Raw genomic sequence first — 15,433 nt, 5'->3', positions numbered from 1 at the left:
CGTCAGGGCAGCCACGTGCCGAGCAGCTCCGCCGCCCGCTCACCGAACGCCTCGGCCGTGAGTTCGCGCACATCCCCGCCCCCGTGTCGCAGCGTCACGCGCAGGTGCTCACGAGGTGCAGCGGCCGGAATCCGGTCCAGCCACTCCACCAGCGAGGCGCCGTCCCCGGTCTCCACCATGTCCAGGAAGCCAGTGGAGTACAGGTCGTCGTAGCTCGTCAGCCGGTACAGGTCCGCGTGGTACAGCGGAATCCTTCCCGAGTACGGATACACAATCGCGAAAGTGGGGCTGGCCACCTCCGAGCGAGGCACCTCAGCGCCCTCGGCCACGCCGCGCACCAGGTGCGTCTTCCCCGCGCCCAGGTCGCCAATCAACCCCACGAAGTCACCCGGCCGCAGCAGCCCGCCCAGCCGCACGCCAAGCGCATGCGTCTCCTCGGGCGACGCCAGCCGAACAGTCGTGACACGCGTTGCGGTGCTCATCGTTCCCACCGGACCCACAAATCACAGAGCCCCTGCTCCACCAGGTCTCCAGCAATCAACCCGAGCTGCCCCCGCCGCGCCGCCACCAGGTCGCCCGCGAGCCCGTGCGCGTACACCGCCGTCCACACCACATCCGGCACCGGGAAACCCTGCGCCAGCAGCGCCCCCGTGATGCCCGACAGCACGTCCCCCGAGCCGCCCGTGGCCATGCCCGGGTTCCCCGTGGTGTTGATGAACACGCGTCCATCGGGATGGGCCGTCAGCGTCCGGTCGCCCTTCAGCACCACCGTCACTCCGAGCGCCGTGGCCAACTGCTTCACCACGTCCAGCCGGTGCGCCTGGACCGCCTTCGTCGACTTCCCCGTCAGCCGTGCCATCTCGCCCGGATGCGGCGTGAGCACCACCGGCGCCTTCGCCCGCCGCAGCACGGACAAGTCCGTGGCCACCGCGTTGAGTGCATCCGCGTCCAGCACCGCGGGCAACTCCAACCGCGACAGCAGCTCGCCAATCAGCGCGCCCGTCTCCGGGCCGCGAGGAATGCCGGGCCCGATGACGAGCGCATCCTTGCCATCCGCAGCAGCCAGCAGCGCGTCCAGGTCGCCCATTCCCAGCGGCCCCGACCCGTCCAGGGGCGTGCCCATGATTTCCGCCGAGTGCGACTGAATCGTGTCCAGCGCATCCCCGCGCGCCGCCACCGTGACCAGCCCCGCCCCCGAGCGCAGTGCCGCCTTCGCCACCAGCGCCGCCGCGCCCGACTTGCCCCGGCTCCCCGCCACCACCAGCACGTGCCCGTAGGTGCCCTTGTGCGAGTCCGCGCGGCGCACCGGCAGCGTGCCGCGCGCGTCCGCCTCCTCCACCACGAAGAGCCTCGGGCCGGACAGGTCCTTCGCGGCCTCGCCGCCCATGCCGATGTCCACCCGCCGCACCCGTCCGCACAGCGAGGCCCCGGGCTCCAGCACCTGCCCCGGCTTGAGAAAGCCGAAGGCCACCGTGACATCCGCCTCCACGCACGGCGAGAAGGGCTCGCCCGTGTCGCTCTGCAGCCCCGAGGGCACGTCCGCCGCCACCACCTTCGCCCCCGCGTGCCGCCAGCGCGCCATCGCGCCAATCGCCTCCGCGAACTCCCCCGCCGGCGCGCGGCTCAGCCCCGTGCCGAACAGCGCGTCCACCACCACGTCGCCGTGCCCCGACTCCGCCAGCGACGTCAGCGCGCGAGGCACCACCCCGAAGCCCTTCAGCGCCTCCAGGTTCCGCTTCGCTTCGGGCGTCAGCTTCGCCGCATCACCCACCAGTGCCACCGCGACGCGGGCCCCGCCCTCCTGGAGGAAGCGCGCCGCCACCAGCCCATCCCCGCCGTTGTTCCCGGGGCCACACAGCACCGTGAAGCGCCCGTCCGGACCGGCCACGCTCCGGGCCACCTCCGCGAGTCCCCGCCCCGCGTTCTCCATCAGCAACGCGGAGGGCATCCCGTGGCGCGCTTCGGCCTCCTGCTCGGCTTCACGCATCTGGGCTGCGGTGAGGACGCGCAACATGGCTCACTCCCCTTTCTTCTGGAGCACCACCGTGGCCGCGGCCACGCCGGCGTCATGCGACAGCGCGAGGAAGGCCTCCAGTCCCCGCGCCTCCATCACCTCGAGCGCCACGCCGGAAAGAGCGAAGTACGGCGGCCCGCCGTCCCTTCGCACCTCCATGTCCTTCCACCGGATGCCCGGAGGCGCGCCCAGCGCCTTCACCAGCGCTTCCTTCGCGGCCCACCGCGCCGCGTACGCGCTGGCCGCGTCATGCCGCCCGCCGCACAGCTCCCGCTCGGCTTGCGTGTACACGCGGTTCAGGAAGGCCTCGGCGCGCGGGCCCTCCATGATGCGCTGGATGCGGGAGATGGAGCAGATGTCGAGGCCGAGGCCGACGATTCCCATGCCGCGCTACCCCGGGTTGCGCATCAGTTCCAACATCTCCCGCACCGCCCGCTCGAAGCCCACCAGCACCGCGCGCGCGACAATCGCGTGGCCGATGTTCAGCTCGTCAATCTCGGCGATGCGGGCAATGGCCTGCACGTTGTCGTAGTTGAGCCCGTGGCCCGCGGCCACGCCCATGCCCAGCTTCGTGCCCGCCTTGGCCGCGTCGACGATTCGCGCCAACTCCCGCGCGCGCTCCTTCTCGTTGCGGGCCTCGCAGTAGCGGCCGGTGTGCAGCTCGATGCGGTCCGCGTTCACCTTGTGCGACGCGCGCACCTGGTCCAGGTCCGGGTCGATGAACAGCGAGACGGCAATCTCCCCGTCCTTGAGGTTCTTGATGATCTTCGCGACGTGCTCGCGCTGGCCCGCGACTTCCAGGCCGCCTTCGGTGGTGAGCTCCTCGCGCCGCTCGGGCACCAGCGTCACCACGTCCGGCTTGTGCTCGTAGGCGATCTTCACCATCTCCGCGGTGGCCGCCATCTCGAGATTCAGCAGCGTCTGCACCGTCTCGCGGAGGATGCGCAAATCCCGGTCCTGGATGTGACGCCGGTCCTCACGCAGGTGGATGGTGATCTGCTGCGCGCCGGCCAGCTCGGCCATGGCCGCCGCCGTCACCGGATCCGGGTACGTGGTCCGCCGCGCCTGACGCAGCGTCGCCACGTGGTCCACGTTGACACCCAGTCGCTGTCCCATCGACCGCACCTCGCTTGGCGCGCGGGCACGGGATTGTCGATGGCCCCGGTACGCGCGCCGGCCCTTCATTTCGCGGCCGGCGTCCCGAAGTCAACCGCTCAGCGTTCCGGCTCAGCCGGAATGGCTCGGAGTCGCGGCTTCAGCCGTTGAGTGACTTGGAGAGCGCCTGGGCGATCTCCTTGGCGTACGCCTCGTTGCGGACGGCGTCCTCGCCCTCGATGAGCACGCGCACCTTGGGCTCCGTGCCGGAGAAGCGCACCAGCACGCGGCCGGCGTTGCCCAGCCGCTGCTCCACGCTCTTGATGACCTTCATCACCTCCGGCAGCTCGCCCAGCTCCTTCTTCTGCTTCACCACCAGGTTCACCAGTGTCTGGGGAACGGGCTCGAAGATGGAGGCCAGCTCGCTCAGCGGCTTGCCCTGGCGGCACATGACGGCCAAGAGCTGCAGCGCCGCGAGGGTGCCGTCGCCGGTGGTGGTGTGGTCCAGGAAGATGAGGTGGCCGCTCTGCTCGCCGCCCAGGTTGTAGCCGTTGCGACGCATCTCATCGACGACGTAGCGGTCGCCCACGCGGGTGCGGGCCACCTTCACGCCCCAGCGCGCCACCGCGCGCTCCAGGCCGATGTTGCTCATCACCGTGGACACGAGCGTCTTCTTCTTGAGCTGCTTGCGCGCCACCAGCTCGCCCGTGCAGATGGCCATGATGGCGTCGCCGTCCACCACCTTGCCCTTCTCGTCCACGACGATGAGGCGGTCGGCATCACCGTCCAGGGCGACGCCCAGGTGGGCGCCGTGCCTCACCACCGCGCGCGCCATGTTCTCCGGGTGGAGCGCGCCGCACTTGTGGTTGATGTTCTTTCCGTCCGGCGACACGCCGAGCGTAATCACCTTGGCGCCCAGCTCCTCGAGCACCGCGGGCGCCGTCTTGTAGGCCGCGCCGTTGGCACAGTCGACGACGATGGTCATCCCCTCCAGGGTGAGCTCACGCGGGAAGGTGGCCTTCAGGTAGACGATGTAGCGGCCGCGCGCGTCCTCCATGCGGAACGCCCGGCCAATCTTCGTGGCCGTGGGGCGGATGGAGTCGATGGAGCCGCTGGACACCAGGTCTTCAATCTTGCCTTCCGTCTCGTCCGGCAGCTTGAAGCCGTCGCGCCAGAAGAACTTGATGCCGTTGTCCTCGTAGGGGTTGTGGGAAGCGGAGATGACCGCGCCCGCGTCCGCCCGCATGGAGGTGGTGAGGTTGGAGATGCCCGGCGTCGGCAGCGGGCCCACGAGCTCCACGTCCACGCCCATGGAGGTGAGGCCGGCGGCGAGCGCCTGCTCGAGCATGTAGCCCGACAGCCGCGTGTCCTTGCCGATGATGACGCGGTGCCGGTGCGGCCCGTTGCGGATGAGGTACGCGAGCGCACGCCCGAGCTGCATCGCGACCTCGGCCGTCATCGGGTAGACGTTCGCCTTGCCGCGCACGCCGTCCGTACCGAACAGCTTCTGCGACGCCCGCTCCTCCTTGGGAGGCATATTCATCCTGTACGCCATGTGTGCCGCTCCACCTTTCCCACGCCGGGCCTGCGCCGGCCTCTCGACGTCGGGGCTTATACCCCGCCCTCTATGAGGGCCCGAAGCTACGGACCCGGTGCTCCCTGGGCAACCACCCAGGCATGCAGGCTTATCAGCCTCAACGAGGTTGCGAAATCAGTACCAACGCCGCCGTGGGGTTTCGGATGCCTCGCGCCGCGAGTCCCATGAGAGCGCTGAGCCCCATACAGTGCCTCCCTGACTGCTCCCCGGTGGTGCCCGGAAGTCCACACCCCGAGGACTGAAAGCCACACCAAATTACCGGCTGTACAGCAGGCCACCCTCCAATCCTTGCCGGATGGCGTCCGCCACGGTCAGCGCGTCCCGGGCCTCCGTCACGTCGTGCACCCGCACCACGTCCGCGCCGCCCAGGGTGGCCACCGTGGCCACGGAGCCCAGCGTCGCCGCCAGCCGCTCGGAGGCCGGCTTGCCCCCCGTGAGCTTCCCCAGGAAACCCTTCCGGCTGGTGCCCACCAGCAGCGGCAGCCCCAGCACGCGCAACTCCCCCAGGCGGCGCAGGAGGAAGAGGTTGTGGTCGAACGTCTTCCCGAAGCCGATGCCCGGGTCCAGGAGGATGCGCCCGCGCGGCACCCCCGCCGCCACCGCCCTCGCCACGGCGTCCTCCAGGAAGGCCGCCACCTCTTCCACCAGGTCGTCGTAGCGCGGCGCCTGCTGCATGGTCGCCGGAGTGCCCTGGATGTGCATGAGGCAGCAGGCCGCCCCCGCCTCGGCCACCACGCGGGGCAGGTCCGGGTCCGAGCGGAAGCCGGTGATGTCGTTGATGAGGTGCGCGCCCGCCTTCAGCGCCTCGCGCGCCACTGCGGCCTTGGTGGTGTCCACCGACAGGGGCACCGACGTCCGCGCGCGCAGGCCCTGGATGACGGGCAGCACCCGCGCCACTTCCTCCTCCACGCCCACCGCCTGGGCGCCCGGACGGGTGGACTCCCCACCTACATCGAGCAGGTCCGCGCCCGCCTCCGCCAGCGCCACGCCGTGGGCGATGGCGGCCTCCGCGTCGAAGAAGCGGCCGCCGTCGGAGAAGCTGTCCGGCGTGACATTCACGACGCCCATGACGTAGGTGCGCGAGCCCCACGCGAAGGTGCGTCCGCCCAGCTCCAGCGCCGCCGGGGCCCTGTCCGCCGCCAGGGCGCGCTCCAGCGCGGAGGCCAGCTCCGGCAGGGCCGCGGCCCTCGCGCGCGCCGCCGCCACCAGCCGCTCCACCTGCTCCCTGCGCCCCGAGAGCAGCCCCGTCCCCGGACGCGCCTTCGGGTCGCCCGGAATCCACGCGGGGTAGTTCGTGGTGGCCTCGGAGCGCGACTGGAGGAAGCGGGCCGCGTCCTCCGTCAGGCCGGTGAGCAGCAGTTGCAGGTGGGGCAGCTTCGCCAGCAGCTCCTCGTGGGCGGCCGCGGGCAGCCCCATCCGCCGGAAGGCCAGCATCAGGTCCTCGGGGCGGTCGGCGGCAATCGGACGGGCACGAATCATCGAGAGCGGGCTCCTGAACGCACGGGCCCCCACCCTATCCCCCACGCCGCAACCGGGCGCCGAACTTCTCGCCGAAGCGACGGCTGCCGGGCATTAGATGCGGAGCCATGGACCTCAACGAGCTCCTCGTCTTCGCGCGGGTGGTGCAGGCCGGCAGCTTCACCTCGGCGGCGCGCCTGCTGCGGATGCCCAAGTCCACCGTCAGCCGGAAGGTGTCGGATTTGGAGGAGCGCATCGGCGCGCAGCTGCTGCACCGCACGTCGCGCAAGCTGCGCCTCACCGACGCGGGGCAGGCCTACTACGAGCACGCCGCCCGCATCGTCGCCGAAGTCGAACAGGCGGAGCTGGCCGTCACGCGCCTGCAGACCGCGCCCCACGGCCTGCTCCGCGTCACCACGCCGCTCACCTTCGGCTGCCTCGGGCCGCTCGTCTCGGAGTTCCTCCAGCGCCACCCCCAGGTGCACCTCGAGCTGGTGTGCACGGAGCGCGCGGTGGACCTGATGGAGGAAGGCTTCGACCTCGCCGTGCGCGCGGGACGCCTCGCGGACTCGTCACTCATCGCGCGCAGGCTCGGCAACATCGAGAACATCGTCGTCGCCGCCCCCGGCTACCTGAAGCAGCGCGGCACGCCCAAGGCCCCGAAGGAGCTGGAGAAGCACGACTGCATCCTCTTCGGCACGGCGCTGGAGCGGAACTCCTGGACGCTGTCCTCGGGCGGCAAGACGGTGGAAGTTCCCGTGCGGGCGCGGCTCGCCGTGAATGAGCCCGACATGCTGCGCGCGGTGACGCTGGCGGGCGGCGGCATCGCGCTCCTGCCCAACCTCAACTACGCAGAGGACCTTGCCAGCGGGCGCCTGAAGCGCATCCTCCCCGACTGGAGCTCGGCCACGGTGCCGGTGCACGCCGTCTACCCGAGCAGCCGCCACGACTCGCCCAAGGTGACGGCCTTCGTGGAGTTCCTGCGGGAGCGCTGGCCCGTCCGCCCGGTGGCCTGAGACGAACCCGCCGATCGTCCAATGGGTGGAACGATGGTTCCCAGTTCCTCGTCTGGTGGGGAGGGGGGCGCTGTCGCATCTTCCTTCTCGAAGACGGACGGGCCCTGGTGGCCAACGCCTTCCGAAGACAAGGAGCACACCATGATGACCATTCGACCTTCTGAAGCCCGCGGCCATGCGAACCACGGTTGGCTGGACTCCCACCACACCTTCTCGTTCGGCGGCTACTACGACCCCGACAACATGGGCTTCCGCGCCCTGCGCGTCATCAACGAGGACCGTGTCATCTCCGGCGAGGGCTTCGACACGCACCCCCACCGCGACATGGAAATCATCACGTACCCCCTCAGCGGGGCCATTGCCCACCGAGACAGCACGGGCGGCACCGGGCTCTTGCGCGCGGGTGAGGTGCAGCGGATGACGGCCGGCACCGGCGTGCAGCACAGCGAGATGAACGGCTCGGACGAGGAACTGCACTTCCTGCAGATCTGGATCATCCCCGAGAAGCGGGGCCTGAAGCCCGGCTACGAGCAGAAGATGTTCACCGAGGCCGAGCGCCGGGGCCGCTGGCGCGTGGTGGTCAGCCCCGACGCGCGCGAGGGCAGCCTCACCGTGCACCAGGACGTGTCGCTGCACGGCACGCTGCTGGGCGCGGGCGAGTCGGCCGAGTACACGCTCGCCCCCGGCCGCCATGCCTGGGTGCAGATGGCGCGCGGCAGGGCCACGCTCAACGGCGTGGAGTTGAAGGCCGGTGACGGCGTGGCCGTGTCCGACGAGTCGCGGCTGGTCCTCACGGCCACCGAGCCCGTCGAGGCGCTGCTCTTCGACCTCGCCTGAGCGGCCGGGCTCGAATGGAGGCCCGCAAAGCAGAAGGCCCTTCCCGGTACACTGGGAAGGGCCTTCGTCATTTCAGGACTTCGGAAGAAGCGACTACGCCTTCTTCGGCTCCATCGTCGGAATCGCCTCGAGCGCGTCGAGGATCTTCCGCTTGTCCTTCTTCTCGGTCGCCTTCGGCGGAGCGTTGACGCGCGGGGGCGGACGCTCACGGGTCAGCTGGCCGCCCTGGAGGAGGATGTTCACGTCCTCGGCGTCCAGCGTCTCGTACTCCACCAGCGCCTCGGAGACGCGCTTGAGGGCCTCGAGGTTCTCCGTCAGCAGGCGCTTGCCGTTGTCGTAGCAGCCCACGACGATGGCGCGGACCTCGGAGTCGATCTGCCGGGCGGTGTCCTCGGAGTAGTCCTTGGACGAGTTGAAGTCGCGGCCCAGGAACACCTCACCGTCGCTCTTGCCGAACGCCAGCGGGCCCATCTTCTCGCTCATGCCCCAGCGGCACACCATGGCGCGCGCCGTCTCGGTGGCGCGCTCGATGTCGTTCGCCGCGCCGCTGCTCATCTCGTTGAACATGAGCTCTTCGGCGATGCGGCCGCCCATGGCCATGGAGATCTGGTCGAGCATCTGCTTCTTGTAGCCGTTGACCTTGTCCTCGGTGGGCAGGCTCCAGGTGACGCCCAGGGCCTGGCCGCGCGGGATGATGGTGACCTTGTGGAGCGGATCGCACCCCGGGAGGAGCTTGGCCAGCAGCGCGTGGCCCGCCTCGTGGACGGCGGTGTTCCGCTTCTCCTTCTCGGTCATGATCATGGACCGGCGCTCCGGGCCCATGAACACCTTGTCCTTGGCGGCCTCGAAGTCGCTCAGGTCCACGCGCTCCTTGTTCTGGCGCGCGGCCATGAGGGCCGACTCGTTGACGAGGTTCTCCAGGTCCGCGCCCGTCATGCCCGGCGTACCGCGGGCGATGACCTCGAGCTCCACTTCCGGAGCCAGCGGCACGCGGCGCGTGTGCACCTTCAGCACGCCCAAGCGGCCCTTCAGGTCGGGACGCGGCACCACGATGCGCCGGTCGAAGCGGCCGGGACGCTGGAGCGCCGGGTCCAGCACGTCCGGACGGTTGGTGGCGGCAATCAGGATGACGCCGTCGTTGGACTCGAAGCCGTCCATCTCCACGAGGAGCTGGTTGAGCGTCTGCTCGCGCTCGTCGTGCCCACCGCCCAGGCCCGCGCCACGGTGGCGGCCCACGGCGTCGATTTCGTCGATGAAGATGATGCAGGGGGCATTCTTCTTGCCCTGCTCGAAGAGGTCGCGCACGCGGCTGGCGCCGACGCCCACGAACATCTCCACGAAGTCCGAGCCGGAGATGGAGAAGAACGGCACGCCGGCCTCACCCGCCACGGCGCGAGCGAGCAGCGTCTTGCCCGTACCCGGGGGGCCCATCATCAGCACGCCCTTGGGGATGCGGCCGCCGAGCTTGGTGAACTTCTTCGGGTCCTTGAGGAAGGCGACGATCTCCTCCAGCTCCTCCTTGCACTCGTCCACACCGGCCACGTCCGCGAAGGTGACCTTGTTGTGGCTCTCGCTGAGGAGCTTCGCCTTCGACTTGCCGAAGGTCATGGCCTTGCCGCTACCACCCTGCAGCTGGCGCATGAAGAAGATGAAGAAGAGGAACAGGAAGACGACGGGCATCCACTGGCCGAGGATGGTCAGCCAGAGGCTGTTCTGCTCCTCGCGCTCGTACTTCACGTCCACGCCGTTGGCGCGGAGCTGGTTGAGCATGGCCGCATCCGGCGCGGGGCCCGTCGTACGGAACTTCTCGCTCGTATCGACGAACTTGCCGGAATAGGTGTTGCCCTTGACGGCGACTTCCTTGACCTTCTTCTCCTCCACCTTCGACAGCAACTGCGTGAAGGATGGCTCCTGGACCTGGTCATTGCCCTGGGAGAAGAAGTTGTAGAAGGCGACGAAGAGGACGATCAGGATGACCCAGAGCCCGATGGTCTTGTAGGTCGAACGCACGTGTCAGCTGCCCTTTCGGTACTCGGCGGGATGAGGGCCGCGCTGGGAAGAACCCCAGCTATTTCCATCATTTGGCCGACACCAGGCGAGCAACCCAACGTCGGACCGTATCAGCAACAGCAAAAAGCCCTCAACTATTTAGGGGGGCGCGGCCATCCCCGCTCCCTGCACTGCTTCCACTCTATAACGGAGGGGTCCGCTGAATGCTCGGACTGGGTGGTGCCGCCCACAAGGAGTGTCCGGAAGGCACTCCTGTGAACGCGGGTGCCCAGAGCCCGGGGAGCCACAACACCCCTCCCCCGGCGTCCACCACCACCGGCCACGCGCCTCGCGCCTCCGCCGGCACCCGAAGATCCACCAACAGGTCCTGGAGCTTGCGTTGTCCCGCCTCGGTGCGGACGCGGTCGCCCGCCTGGCGCGTCCGTACGGTGAGCGGCCAGCGCGTCCCTTCCGCGAGCGCCAGGCTCCACACGCCCGCGGGCGGCGGCCCCGGCTCCACGGAGAAGCGCCAGCCCGTGCCCTCCAGCGGCCCCTTCGCCCCCACACCCTCCAATTGCAACCGGGTGGCGACGTCAGGCCGCCGGGGACTCACGCAGCGCACCCGCCCGCTCGCGGCGCGCAGCACGAGCCCCCGCCCCAGCGTGGCGGTGCCTCCGCGCTCCACCGCGACGAGCACGCGCGCCAGCGTGGCGTCATCCGCCGGCACGCCCGCCACGTCCAGCAGCCGGGCGAGCACCCTGCGCCGCAGCGGTGACTCCAGCGCGCGCACGCCCGGGGCATCCAGGCTGCCGTCCTCCAGCACGAGCCGCGGCCACGCGTCGTCCGCCATGCGCGACAGGAGCGCGTCGTCCTCCGCCGCGTGCCGCGCGAAGGACGCCAGCCGCGCCTCCACCGCGTAGCCAGCCGCGCGCGACAGGGCCGGCAGCGCGTCCTTCCGGATGCGCGTGCGGAAGAAGGCCGGGTCGGAATTCATCGGGTCTGTCCAGAAAGAGACATCTTCGGCGGCGAGGAAGGCGAGCACCTCCTCGCGGGTCCGCTCCAGAAGCGGGCGGACGAGCCCCGCACGTGAGGCCTGGATGCCGCCCGCGCCCCGCAGCGCCGTGCCGCGCGCCAGCCGCATCAGCAGCGTCTCCGCCTGGTCGCTCGCCGTGTGCGCGGTGGCCACCGCGTCCAGCCCGCGCTCGCGCCGCAAGGCCTCCAACGCCGCGTAGCGAGCCTCTCGCGCCCTCGCCTCCAGCCCGGGGCCCGCGCGCAGGTGCAAATCACGAACGTGGCAGGGCACGTCCAGCCCGGCGGCCAGGCGGGCGACCGCCTGTACCTCCGCCTCGGACTCCAGTCGGAGGCCATGGTTCAGTGTCGCGACCTCCACGCGCAGCCGGAGCGCGGGCGCGACGCGCGCGGTGCCCACCAGCAGGGCGGTGGAGTCCGCGCCTCCCGAGACGGCGAGCAGCACCGAGCGGCCCTCGAGGCCGAGGCGCTGGTACGCCGCCTCCAGCGTCTTCGTCAGCGGCGGGGGGTGGGAGTGAGTGCGGGGCATCTGACAGGGCCGGAATGGATTGTCGAATGGCTGGGTTACAGAGGCGCGTGCGGTTGAAGGTAGGGGGGGCGGTTCTTATGATCGTCACACCGGATGGGCGTGGTCGCGGTAGCGGAAATAGGCGCTGCCGCAGGGGATGTTGAGAGGACGGTCGAATTTCAAGGTGTTGGGCCTAGGGGTCCCCCCCCTCCCCCTCTGGGCCCACGGGTCCGCCAGGAGATCCACTCCCGGCGGTCCCTCTTTCCGAAGCGCCCCGGACTTCCTCTTTGAGGTCCGGGGCGTTTCCTTTTTCGCGCCACGCTGCACACGTCACGTGCGACTGCACGCGCCCGGGTGTTGACCGTGCGGTCGCGGAATGAGTCCTCCGAAACCGTTGACCCTCTTGGGAGTCTGTCGGATAACGACCCCGGTGTGTTCAGGTCGTCACCTCGAATCCGCCCCGGAGACCCAGGTATGGCAGGCACTGACAAGCGCAAGCAGTCGCTGTACTTCCCCGAGGAGATGCTGAAGGAGATCCAGGAGGAAGCGACCCGCCAGGACCGCTCCCTGTCGTGGGTCGTTCAGCAGGCGTGGAAGATCGCCCGTGAGCGCATCAAGTCGTTCCCGGCCGTCAACGACGTGACTGGCGACGAGCGCCAGGACCCGCGGGAGGAGTAGCGACGGCATGGCCACGACCGACCATCGCAAGCAGAGTCTCTACTTCCCCGAGGACATGCTGGAAGAGATCCAGCGTGAGGCGACGCGGCAGGACCGCTCGCTGTCGTGGATTGTGCAGCAGGCGTGGAAGGTGGCGCGCGGCGACATCCGGAAGATGCCTTCCGTGAATGACGTGCTGAGCCCGCCTCTGCGTCCCGCTGTGGTCCCCATGGCTCCCTCGGTGGCCACCCCGGCCCCCGTGCCCGTGGTGGCCGCGGCTGCGGCCTCGTCCTCGGACGAGTCCAAGTAGTCGCAGCAACCGGGCCCGCGCCCGGCCCTCCGGCTTCCCGAAGCCGGCGGGCCGCGCGGGTGGACAGCTGTGTCCACGCGCTTTCCGGCTGCTTCATGAGGGCCGTTTTTTTGCCGGGCCTCCTGTGCCGTGCGAGGGATCTGCGCACTCCATGCGCGACTCGCTGGCCTTGCACCTCGCACTGTTCCGCCGCCAGAGGGCGCAGCTCGCCCGGGTGGTGGACGGTCAGACCGAAGCCTTCCGCGCCTACGAGGCGCGCTACCGGCGGCGCACCGCCGGCTACCGGCGCGTCGTCACGCTGCCGTCCGTGCACCAGCAGGTGCAGGCCGCGGACGTGGTGTACGTCGGCGACTACCACACGCTCCCGCTCGCGCAGCAGACGTACCTGACGCTGGTGGAGCGCGCGCTCGCCTCGGGCCGCCGCGTCGTCCTCGCGCTCGAGTGCGTGGAGGGCCGCCACCAGGCCGCGCTGGACGCGTGGCGCGCGGGTCGGCTGCCGGAGCGCGCGCTGCTGGAGCGGCTGGGGCTCACCGCGGGCGGCAATGGCTTCGGCTCCGCCATGGGCACGCGCGCGGTGCTCGCCTTCGCGCGGCGGCTCCGGCTGGAGGTGGTGGGCATCGACCGGCGCGCGCAGGGCGAGCGCTCGCTGGCGCTGCGGGATGCCTACGCGGCCGAGCGCATCGCTCGCGCGGCCCGTGCCGAGGACCGTCCGCTGGTCATGGTGCTGGTGGGCCAGTACCACGTGGCGCCCTGCCACCTGCCCGCGCAGGTGGAGCGCGCGCTCGGCGCGGATTCGCGGCGGGGCCTCGTCGTGTACCAGAACGCGGAAGGCGTCTGGTGGCGGCTGGCGCGCGAGGGGCGCGTGGGCGCGGCCGAGGCTGTGGAGTTGGCGGACGGCGCGCTCTGCCTGCTGAACGCCTCCCCCGTCGTGTGCCAGCAGAGCTTCCTGGACTACCTGGAGGCGGAGGCCGGAGACGCGCCGCTGGTGGACCGGAGCGCGGCGGAGCGGTTTCGCGAGATGTCGGCGCTGATTGGCCGGCTGGCCGGCGTGCCGGTGGTGCGGGCGCTGGACTCGGTGGACGTGGCGACGGCGGCGGACGGCGACGTGCTGGCGCGAATCCAGCGGCGTGGGCGCTTCACGCACTCGGAGCTGGCGCAGTTGCGGCGGCACATCCTGTCGCGGGAGAGCGGCTACATTCCCCGGGCGCGCACGGCGTACCTCGCGTCCATGTCGCTGAACCACGCGGCGGAGGAGGCGGCGCACTTCGTCCGGCACTGCGCGGTGGGAGACGCCATGGAGGCGCCGCGCCGCGCGTCAGAGGCCTTCTACGCGCGGTGTCTGGAAGAGGCGCTGGGCTTCTTCGGCTCCAAGCTCGTCAATCCGCGGCGCACGTGTCCGGGGCTGGCCGAGTGGGCGAAGCGCTTCGGCGAGGGCCGGGGCGTGGAGCGGCAGATTGCCGCCTTCGTGCTCGCGCACAAGGCCGCGGAGACGGAAGGGCCGGAGGAGGCCGTGAAGCTCCTCCCCCTGCGCAAGGACCGGCTCTTCCACGGCGTCAGTCACGCGCTGGGCTACCTGCTGGGCGACCGGCTCTACCAGGCCTTCGACGCGGGCAGCGTGGCGAAGGCCGAGGTGCAGGCGTTCTTCCGAGACCCGTTCGAAGACCCGCGCGGCGCCTACTTCACGTGGACCGGGCGCCTGGGCGCCTGAGTTGCCACCGAGGGCCACGGACATGGCGACACCGCGGCCCCTCTCGTTCCGAAGTGAGACGCTGGACCCGCGCACCACGCGCTATCGGCTCGTGGAAGACGGGGCGCCGGTGTCCTGGGGCCGGTTCGCGGCGCTGGTCCGTGAGTCCACCGAGGCACGCGATCTCCTCACCCGGACGCTCGCGGAGAGCCCTCTCGAGGCGTTCTTCTGGGAGACGCCCGCGGTCTCCGCGGCGACTCGCGAGCAGCCCTTCGAGATGGTCCTGGTCGACGCGCCCGCGCTGCGCACGGTGGGTGCAGGCCCCGAGCCCTTCGCCGCGCACCTGACGCCGGGGCCAGCACCGGTACGAAGTTTTGGCAACCTGGGCGGAGATGCGCGGCTGGTCGTGCCCTGCGAGCTCGGCCCGCGCCACGCCTACGCCCACCTCGCACGCTTCGTGCGCGAGGCTCCAGAGGCGCAGACGCGGGCACTGTGGAGCGCTGTCGGAAGCGAGGTCGAAGTCTGGTGGGCGAGCCGCGCCGCGCCCGTGTGGGTGAGCACATCCGGACTCGGGGTGTCCTGGCTGCACGTACGCCTCGACGCGCGGCCCAAGTACTACTCACACGCGCCCTACCGCTCCGAGCCCCGGTGACGCTCCAGTCGGGCCCGGAGTGCAGGGTGGCTACAGCTTCTGCGTGGGCGCGGGCTGGCCATCCTTCGGCTTGACGACGCTCTTCACCTTCTCCTTGAAGGCCTTCATCTTGTCCTTCATCTGAGTGCGCTGCTCGTCGGTGAGCTGACCACCCGCCGCCTCGCGCTGGGCCTTCATCTCCTCGCGCAGCTGCTTGCCCTCGGTCTTGAACTGGTCGGCCTGGGCCTGGGTGAGTCGACCCTCGGCCACCGCCCGGTCCAACCGCTTCTCCAGGTGGAAGAACCGCCCCCCGTGCTTGTGGTGCCGATGGCCCCTGCCCTCGTGGGTCCCCTGCTCCGAGGGGGCCTGCGTGGGCGTGGACTCGGCGGCCAGCACCGGAACGGCGAACAGCAGCGACGCAACGACAGCGGACCGCAGGGCAGACGTCAGGCTCATGATGGGATTCTCCTCGGGTTCACGACGACGCCGGGACTCCGGCCTCCCGTCGTCTCCTGCCTGTAAGAACCCCGCGCCCGGCAAAAGGTTAAATCCCCCTCTGAACCGGTCCGGAAAGGCAGGCTCCGCGATTGACGCCGGAGCCCGCC

Annotated in this window: 15 protein-coding genes; 6 read left to right on the top strand and 9 right to left on the bottom strand. The window is 70.4% G+C overall.

Annotation, left to right across the window (positions count from 1 at the left end; translation table 11 throughout):
- Nucleotides 1-2: 2 nt before the first annotated feature.
- The 6 genes from tsaE to folP all read right to left on the bottom strand — a co-directional run bounded on the left by tsaE (nt 3) and on the right by folP (nt 6,185).
- Complete coding sequence (gene tsaE, locus OV427_RS41220; protein ID WP_267861706.1) at nt 3-482, bottom strand: tRNA (adenosine(37)-N6)-threonylcarbamoyltransferase complex ATPase subunit type 1 TsaE; 480 nt, start codon at nt 480-482, stop codon at nt 3-5.
- The gene (locus OV427_RS41215; protein ID WP_267861705.1) at nt 479-2,014 is read right to left on the bottom strand and encodes an NAD(P)H-hydrate dehydratase; all 1,536 of its coding nucleotides are present in this window, start codon (nt 2,012-2,014) and stop codon (nt 479-481) included. Before OV427_RS41215 ends, tsaE begins: the two co-directional genes overlap by 4 nt.
- A 3-nt stretch (nt 2,015-2,017) precedes the next feature.
- A complete protein-coding gene (locus tag OV427_RS41210; RefSeq protein ID WP_267861704.1) occupies nt 2,018-2,398 on the bottom strand; it encodes a holo-ACP synthase in 381 nt (126 codons plus the stop codon).
- Nucleotides 2,399-2,404: 6 nt separating this feature from the next.
- Nucleotides 2,405-3,130, bottom strand: coding sequence for a pyridoxine 5'-phosphate synthase (locus OV427_RS41205; protein ID WP_267861703.1), 726 nt, complete (start codon nt 3,128-3,130; stop codon nt 2,405-2,407).
- Between the two features lie 139 nt (nt 3,131-3,269).
- Nucleotides 3,270-4,664 (bottom strand): phosphoglucosamine mutase, encoded by a 1,395-nt coding sequence (gene glmM / locus OV427_RS41200; RefSeq protein WP_267861702.1) that lies wholly within the window; start codon nt 4,662-4,664, stop codon nt 3,270-3,272.
- A 297-nt stretch (nt 4,665-4,961) separates the two neighbouring features.
- Nucleotides 4,962-6,185: a dihydropteroate synthase gene (gene folP / locus OV427_RS41195; RefSeq protein ID WP_267861701.1), complete on the bottom strand. Its 1,224-nt coding sequence runs from the start codon at nt 6,183-6,185 to the stop codon at nt 4,962-4,964.
- A gap of 107 nt (nt 6,186-6,292) precedes the next feature.
- Between folP and OV427_RS41190 the strand changes: the two genes are divergently transcribed.
- Nucleotides 6,293-7,180, top strand: coding sequence for a LysR family transcriptional regulator (locus OV427_RS41190; RefSeq protein ID WP_267861700.1), 888 nt, complete (start codon nt 6,293-6,295; stop codon nt 7,178-7,180).
- 141 nt (nt 7,181-7,321) lie between these two features.
- Nucleotides 7,322-8,017: a pirin family protein gene (locus tag OV427_RS41185; RefSeq protein ID WP_267861699.1), complete on the top strand. Its 696-nt coding sequence runs from the start codon at nt 7,322-7,324 to the stop codon at nt 8,015-8,017.
- A gap of 93 nt (nt 8,018-8,110) precedes the next feature.
- On the opposite strand, the gene ftsH is transcribed toward OV427_RS41185, so the two are convergent.
- Nucleotides 8,111-10,027, bottom strand: a complete 1,917-nt coding sequence (ftsH, locus tag OV427_RS41180) for an ATP-dependent zinc metalloprotease FtsH (protein WP_267861698.1) — start codon at nt 10,025-10,027, stop codon at nt 8,111-8,113.
- Between the two features lie 181 nt (nt 10,028-10,208).
- The gene (gene tilS / locus OV427_RS41175; protein WP_267861697.1) at nt 10,209-11,564 is read right to left on the bottom strand and encodes a tRNA lysidine(34) synthetase TilS; all 1,356 of its coding nucleotides are present in this window, start codon (nt 11,562-11,564) and stop codon (nt 10,209-10,211) included.
- Between the two features lie 453 nt (nt 11,565-12,017).
- On the opposite strand from tilS, the gene OV427_RS41170 reads away from it, so the two are divergent.
- The 4 genes from OV427_RS41170 to OV427_RS41155 all read left to right on the top strand — a co-directional run bounded on the left by OV427_RS41170 (nt 12,018) and on the right by OV427_RS41155 (nt 14,849).
- Nucleotides 12,018-12,221 (top strand): TIGR04563 family protein, encoded by a 204-nt coding sequence (locus OV427_RS41170; protein WP_002638649.1) that lies wholly within the window; start codon nt 12,018-12,020, stop codon nt 12,219-12,221.
- Between the two features lie 7 nt (nt 12,222-12,228).
- Complete coding sequence (locus tag OV427_RS41165) at nt 12,229-12,510, top strand: TIGR04563 family protein (RefSeq protein WP_267861696.1); 282 nt, start codon at nt 12,229-12,231, stop codon at nt 12,508-12,510.
- A gap of 151 nt (nt 12,511-12,661) precedes the next feature.
- Nucleotides 12,662-14,218: a ChaN family lipoprotein gene (locus tag OV427_RS41160; RefSeq protein WP_267861695.1), complete on the top strand. Its 1,557-nt coding sequence runs from the start codon at nt 12,662-12,664 to the stop codon at nt 14,216-14,218.
- 22 nt (nt 14,219-14,240) lie between these two features.
- On the top strand, nt 14,241-14,849 hold the full coding sequence (locus tag OV427_RS41155) for a DUF6940 family protein (protein WP_267861694.1): 609 nt from the start codon (nt 14,241-14,243) through the stop codon (nt 14,847-14,849).
- Nucleotides 14,850-14,879: 30 nt separating this feature from the next.
- Here OV427_RS41155 and OV427_RS41150 read toward each other — a convergent pair whose 3' ends face one another.
- Complete coding sequence (locus tag OV427_RS41150; RefSeq protein ID WP_267861693.1) at nt 14,880-15,284, bottom strand: hypothetical protein; 405 nt, start codon at nt 15,282-15,284, stop codon at nt 14,880-14,882.
- Nucleotides 15,285-15,433: the final 149 nt, after the last annotated feature.

Origin of the sequence: Pyxidicoccus sp. MSG2, assembly GCF_026626705.1 — a bacterium.
In the GTDB taxonomy this organism is placed as follows: Bacteria; Myxococcota; Myxococcia; order Myxococcales; family Myxococcaceae; genus Myxococcus.
The sequence above is the reverse complement of the archived record's forward strand: the minus strand, read 5'-3'. Positions and strand labels throughout refer to the sequence as shown.

Bases quoted from the DNA above. Each gene is read 5' to 3' on its own strand.
- tsaE (WP_267861706.1), bottom strand. From the start codon at position 482: ATGAGCACCGCAACGCGTGTCACGACTGTTCGGCTGGCGTCGCCCGAG.
- OV427_RS41215 (WP_267861705.1), bottom strand. From the start codon at position 2,014: ATGTTGCGCGTCCTCACCGCAGCCCAGATGCGTGAAGCCGAGCAGGAG.
- OV427_RS41210 (WP_267861704.1), bottom strand. From the start codon at position 2,398: ATGGGAATCGTCGGCCTCGGCCTCGACATCTGCTCCATCTCCCGCATC.
- OV427_RS41205 (WP_267861703.1), bottom strand. From the start codon at position 3,130: ATGGGACAGCGACTGGGTGTCAACGTGGACCACGTGGCGACGCTGCGT.
- glmM (WP_267861702.1), bottom strand. From the start codon at position 4,664: ATGGCGTACAGGATGAATATGCCTCCCAAGGAGGAGCGGGCGTCGCAG.
- folP (WP_267861701.1), bottom strand. From the start codon at position 6,185: ATGATTCGTGCCCGTCCGATTGCCGCCGACCGCCCCGAGGACCTGATG.
- OV427_RS41190 (WP_267861700.1), top strand. From the start codon at position 6,293: ATGGACCTCAACGAGCTCCTCGTCTTCGCGCGGGTGGTGCAGGCCGGC.
- OV427_RS41185 (WP_267861699.1), top strand. From the start codon at position 7,322: ATGATGACCATTCGACCTTCTGAAGCCCGCGGCCATGCGAACCACGGT.
- tilS (WP_267861697.1), bottom strand. From the start codon at position 11,564: ATGCCCCGCACTCACTCCCACCCCCCGCCGCTGACGAAGACGCTGGAG.
- OV427_RS41170 (WP_002638649.1), top strand. From the start codon at position 12,018: ATGGCAGGCACTGACAAGCGCAAGCAGTCGCTGTACTTCCCCGAGGAG.
- OV427_RS41165 (WP_267861696.1), top strand. From the start codon at position 12,229: ATGGCCACGACCGACCATCGCAAGCAGAGTCTCTACTTCCCCGAGGAC.
- OV427_RS41160 (WP_267861695.1), top strand. From the start codon at position 12,662: ATGCGCGACTCGCTGGCCTTGCACCTCGCACTGTTCCGCCGCCAGAGG.
- OV427_RS41155 (WP_267861694.1), top strand. From the start codon at position 14,241: ATGGCGACACCGCGGCCCCTCTCGTTCCGAAGTGAGACGCTGGACCCG.
- OV427_RS41150 (WP_267861693.1), bottom strand. From the start codon at position 15,284: ATGAGCCTGACGTCTGCCCTGCGGTCCGCTGTCGTTGCGTCGCTGCTG.